A 4,801-nucleotide genomic window follows, 5' to 3' on the forward strand; every position below is an offset into this window, starting at 1 on the left:
GATCTTTTTTTTTTGTCGTCCGGTTATGAGGTTGATTCGGTCGTTCATGGGGACTAGGCTCATCCGTGGCAACCGGCCTGCTCAAGTACGTACTTGAGAGTGAGTGGTTACCGCCGGGAAAGCATCCAGGCAGGGTGGAGGAACGGGTATGGCGATCGGCCGGCGACCAGGGGCGTACATCTGCGGGATCGACGCGGCGATGGACGTCATCGGCGGGAAGTGGAAAGTGCTCATCCTCTGGGCGCTGCACGAACGGCCGCACCGTTTCGGAGAGTTGCGGCGAGCACTGCCGGGCGTGACGGAGAAGGTGCTCGCGGCGCAGCTGCGGGAGCTGGAAGCCGACGGCATCGTGCGTCGTGAGGAGTACGCCGAGGTGCCGCCCAGGGTCGAGTACTCCCTCACCGCCCGCGGCGAGACCCTGAACGAGGCGCTGGGTCCGCTGGGGGCATGGGGCAGGGAGAACCTCCTCGACGAGGCGCCTCTCGCCCGATGAGGGCCCGCGTCCCACGGGGCGCCCGCGTCCCACCAGGGTGTCGGCCACGCCCGTCGCGCCCCCCGTGGACCATGGCGAGGTCGTGTGCCGAAACCGCGTACGGCACGCGTTACCGGACCTCACCGGCTCCCCGTCAGATGCGCGAACACCACCACGTTCCCCCGGTAACCGGTTGCCCGTGAGTATCCGCCGCCGCAGGTGATCACCCGCAACTCGGCCCGCGCGGCCGCCCCGTACACCTTCTTGTCGGGGAAGGCGTGGGCGTCGTACACCTCGACCGCGTCGACGGTGAACACCGCGACCTCGCCGTCGCGCCGGTCCACCTCGATCGTGGCGCCCCTGCGCACGGCGCCGAGGTCGTAGAAGACGGCCGGACCGTCGGCGTTGTCGACGTGCCCGGCGACGATCGCGGTGCCCGTCTCACCCGGGGTGGCGCCGGACTCGTACCAGCCGGCGAGGTTCTTCCTGGCGGCCGGCGGTACGTCGAGGCTGCCGGACGACGTCAGGCCGAGACCCATGAGGGGGGCGTCGACCCGGATCGACGGGATGCGGACCCGGTCGGGCGGGGAGGGCGCCAGAGCGGGCGCGGACCGCGGGTCGGCGCCGCCCGGACCGGCCTCGGCGGCCGACGGCTGCGGCGGGGCGTGTGTCCCGGCGCCGTCGAGCAGCCACACGCCCGAGCAGAGGGCGACCGCGGTGACGGTGGCTATGACGGTGTCGCCGACGACCCTGCGCATGCGTGAGCCCCCTGTCCCTCGTCTCTGACGGAAACCCCGTACCCCCTCCGGGCCGCGAGGGGCGTCGGACCCGGAGGGGGAGGGGACATGCGGTACCGGCGGACGGACAGCGGAGGGTGTCCGTCAGATCCCGTCGCCTCTCGCCCGGCGATGCAGGAGCCAGGTACCGCCCGCGGCGGCGACGGCGAGAGCCGTCACACCGGCCGCGGTCTGCACGGGGTCGGGGCCCAGAGCGCCGCCGACCCCCGTCTTCACACTTCCTCGCGGATACACCTGCTCCCGCGTGGAACTCAGGACGACCACCAGGTCCCCGGCGACCCTCCGCCCGTCCGAGGCACACTGCGCGACGATCTCGTACGTCCCCGGCTGCGCGCTGGGCGGTACCCGGAACTGTCCGATCGCCTCACCGTCGTGGGTGCTCGGCGCGAGCGGGAAGGGACCGGCGCCGACCGCGCTCGCGTCGCCCGCCGCCGCCCCGGGATCGCCGCACGTCGCCGTGTTGACGGTCACCTGGCCGCCCGGTACGGCGGTGGAGGGGTACACGTCCAGGCTGCCGCCGCCCGCCGAGACGGCGGCATGGGCGGGTGCGGCGAACCCGGCCGCGGTGACCACGGCGAACGCGGTACCGGTCAGCAGTCGGGCGGCGGTACGTCGCATCGGTGCTCCTCCGAGCTTTCGCGAGGGCGGCCCGCGACATCCCCATGTGCCGCTACGGCGGTCGCGCCCCTGCTCCTCAGAGGTAAGTGGCACCGGCGCGGGCCCGCTTCCTGAGTGAGCGTCAGGAATGTGGTGAACGGGTGTCGGACCGCTGGGCCGCGCGAGTGCATCCCCGGCCGTTTCGGCAGGTCATCGCAGTGCGGAGCCCACCCCGGGGAAATGAGCCCGAAGGGTGCGCGAGGGGGGTGTGAACGGGTGATCCGGGGTGGCGCCCGGCGTCGGGCGCACGGAAACGATTCGCCTCCGTCACCGCACCCGCACCGCTCCCGCACGCGTGCGCTATGGACATGACATGTCATGCCCCCTTAAATCTCAGGACGACCTCAGCACCCCCACCCGTGGTCATCCCGTGATCACCCCCACGCAGCTCTCGCGACCGCCCACCTCCGTCCCGCGATCACCCCACGCCCGCCCGCGCGACCACCCCACGCACATCCCGAAGCCCCCATGCGCCCCCACGGCGCCTTCCCGAGGATCCCGAGGAGACCGATGAGCCGGATACGGCAGCACGCCCGAGGTTCCCGTCTCGCCACCGCCGGCACAGCCGCCGCCACTGCCACCCTCCTGGCCGCCGTACTCACCCCCGCCGCCGCCGCCGACGCGGCCGGCCGGCCGGACCGGGCCACCGCACTGGACAACGCCGCGGCCGTGCTGGCCGAGCGCGCCGCGAGCCTGGGCCTGACCGCCGCCCAGACCACCGCCGTCCGGGACGTCATCGTCGACAAGGACGGCACCCAGCACGTCCGCTACGACCGCACGTTCCGCCGACTCCCCGTCCTGGGCGGCGACTTCGTGGTCCACCTGGCGCCCGACGGCAGCTACCGGGGCGTTGACCGCGCGACCGGGGCCGCTCTCTCCCTCCCCACCATCGTGCCCGCCCTCACCGCGCCGAAGGCCGCCGACACCGCGGCGAACGCCCTGCGCGCCGCACACCTCGGCGAGGCCCTGAAGCAGCTCACCGCCAAGCCGCGGCTGGTCGTCGACGCCCTGCACGGCACCCCGAAACTGGCCTGGCAGACGAACGTCGCCGCACTGGACGCGCAGGGCAACCCGGTCGCCCGCGCCGTCCTCACCGACGCTCGCACCGGCGCCCAGATCGACGCCTGGGACACCCTGGAGAGCGCAACCGGTGACGGTAGGTCCCTGTACGGCGGCACGGTCCCGCTGGAGACGACCCCGTCCGGGGCGGCGTACCAGCTCAAGGACCCCACCCGCGGAAACACGTACACCGGCGACGCGGCCAACAAGACCGACCTGTGCATCTTCGGCATCTGCATCAGCCGGGCACCCTCGACCGTCTTCACGGACGCCGACAACCACTGGGGGACCGGCGCCACCGCCGACCGGGCCACGGTGGCCGTGGACGCGCAGTACGGCACGGACGTCACCTGGGACTACTACAAGAGCGTCCACGGCCGTAACGGCATCGGAAACGACGGAAAGGGTTCCTACAACCGCGTCCACTACGGCAACAGTTACAACAACGCTTTCTGGGACGACAGCTGTTTCTGCATGACCTACGGAGACGGTGACGGCACCCAGCTCGGCCCGCTGGTCTCGCTGGACGTGGCCGGGCACGAGATGAGCCACGGCGTGACCTCGAAGACCGCCAAGCTGACCTACTCGGGCGAGTCCGGCGGCCTCAACGAGGCGACCTCCGACATCTTCGGCAGCCTCGTGGAGTTCCACGCGGGCAACTCCTCCGACACCGGCGACTACCTCATCGGCGAGAAGATCGTCCGCTCAGGCTTCGGCCGCGATGCCCTGCGCTACATGGACAAGCCGTCCAAGGACGGCAAGTCCGCCGACTACTGGAGCAGTTCGGTCGGCGGCCTCGACGTCCACTACTCCTCGGGCGTCGCCAACCACTTCGCGTTCCTCCTCGCGGAGGGCAGCGGCCCCCGGACCGTCAACGGCGTCGCCTACAACTCCCCGACCTCCAACGGCTCGGCCCTGACGGGCATCGGCCGCGAGAAACTCGGCAAGATCTGGTACCGCGCGCTGACCGTCTACATGACCTCCTCCACCAACTACGCGGGCGCCCGCACGGCCACTCTCAACGCGGCCCGCGACCTCTACGGCGCCGGCAGCGCGGAGCAGAACGCGGTGGCGGCGGCCTGGAGCGCGGTCAACGTCAACTGACCCCTCCGCCTCAGGCAGGGGACGCCGGAGGACGGAGCCGAGGAGGTGACACAGGCGTGGACACAGGCGGGGACGTCCGCCTACGCCCCGGCGATCTCCACCCGCACCGCGCACACCTTGAACTCCGGCATCCGGGAGGTCGGGTCCAGGGCCGGGTTCGTCAGGGTGTTGGCGCGGCCCTCGCCCGGCCAGTGGAACGGCATGAAAACGGTGTCGGGGCGGATTCCGGTGGTGATCCGGGCCGGCGCCACGGCCCGGCCCCGCCGGGACACCACGGCCAGCGGGTCGCCCTCGGCCGCGCCGAGCCGCGCCGCGAGGCGGGGGTGCAGCTCCACGAACGGGCCCGGCGCGGCGGCGTTCAGCTCGTCCACGCGCCGGGTCTGGGCGCCGGACTGGTACTGCGCCACGACCCGGCCGGTGGTGAGGAAGACCGGGTACTCCTCGTCCGGCTCCTCGGCGGCGGGCCGGTGCGAGACCGGCACGAACCGGGCCCGGCCGTCGTCCGTGGCGAACCGGTCGAGGAAGAGACGGGGCGTGCCGGGGTGGACGGTCCCGGGGAGGACGCCGCCGGGCCGCACGGTGCCGGCGTCGTCGTGCGCGGGGTCCTCCGGAAACACGTCGAAACCGGTGTCCTCCCCGTCAGCGCCTCCACCGTCGTCCACGGCCGCTCCCGCTCCCGTTACCGTGGCCGCCTCCCCGACCGCTCCCGCCC

The 4,801-nt window shown here is 72.4% G+C and carries 5 protein-coding genes; 2 read left to right on the plus strand and 3 right to left on the minus strand.

Annotated elements, in window-relative coordinates; genetic code table 11:
* Nucleotides 1-148 precede the first annotated feature (148 nt).
* Nucleotides 149-493: a helix-turn-helix domain-containing protein gene (locus tag P1P75_RS39695; RefSeq protein WP_319264511.1), complete on the plus strand. Its 345-nt coding sequence runs from the start codon at nt 149-151 to the stop codon at nt 491-493.
* Nucleotides 494-612: 119 nt separating this feature from the next.
* Here P1P75_RS39695 and P1P75_RS39700 read toward each other — a convergent pair whose 3' ends face one another.
* Nucleotides 613-1,230 carry a class F sortase gene (locus P1P75_RS39700; protein ID WP_319264512.1) on the minus strand — a complete coding sequence of 206 codons (618 nt, stop codon included), beginning with the start codon at nt 1,228-1,230 and terminating at the stop codon, nt 613-615.
* A 123-nt stretch (nt 1,231-1,353) separates the two neighbouring features.
* Nucleotides 1,354-1,887 (minus strand): hypothetical protein, encoded by a 534-nt coding sequence (locus tag P1P75_RS39705; RefSeq protein ID WP_319264514.1) that lies wholly within the window; start codon nt 1,885-1,887, stop codon nt 1,354-1,356.
* A gap of 549 nt (nt 1,888-2,436) precedes the next feature.
* Between P1P75_RS39705 and P1P75_RS39710 the strand changes: the two genes are divergently transcribed.
* Nucleotides 2,437-4,089: a M4 family metallopeptidase gene (locus tag P1P75_RS39710; RefSeq protein ID WP_319264516.1), complete on the plus strand. Its 1,653-nt coding sequence runs from the start codon at nt 2,437-2,439 to the stop codon at nt 4,087-4,089.
* An 80-nt stretch (nt 4,090-4,169) separates the two neighbouring features.
* Here the strand turns inward: P1P75_RS39710 and P1P75_RS39715 are convergent.
* Nucleotides 4,170-4,801, minus strand: a 632-nt coding sequence (locus P1P75_RS39715) for a molybdopterin oxidoreductase family protein (RefSeq protein WP_319264518.1), incomplete at its 5' end; no start/stop codon positions are given.

It is taken from the genome of Streptomyces sp. ID05-39B (assembly GCF_033794725.1).
Lineage (GTDB): Bacteria > Actinomycetota > Actinomycetes > Streptomycetales > Streptomycetaceae > Streptomyces > Streptomyces bobili.

Coding starts and splice junctions, on each gene's coding strand:
- P1P75_RS39705 (WP_319264514.1), bottom strand. CDS start 1,887: ATGCGACGTACCGCCGCCCGACTGCTGACCGGTACCGCGTTCGCCGTG.
- P1P75_RS39700 (WP_319264512.1), bottom strand. CDS start 1,230: ATGCGCAGGGTCGTCGGCGACACCGTCATAGCCACCGTCACCGCGGTC.
- P1P75_RS39710 (WP_319264516.1), top strand. CDS start 2,437: ATGAGCCGGATACGGCAGCACGCCCGAGGTTCCCGTCTCGCCACCGCC.
- P1P75_RS39695 (WP_319264511.1), top strand. CDS start 149: ATGGCGATCGGCCGGCGACCAGGGGCGTACATCTGCGGGATCGACGCG.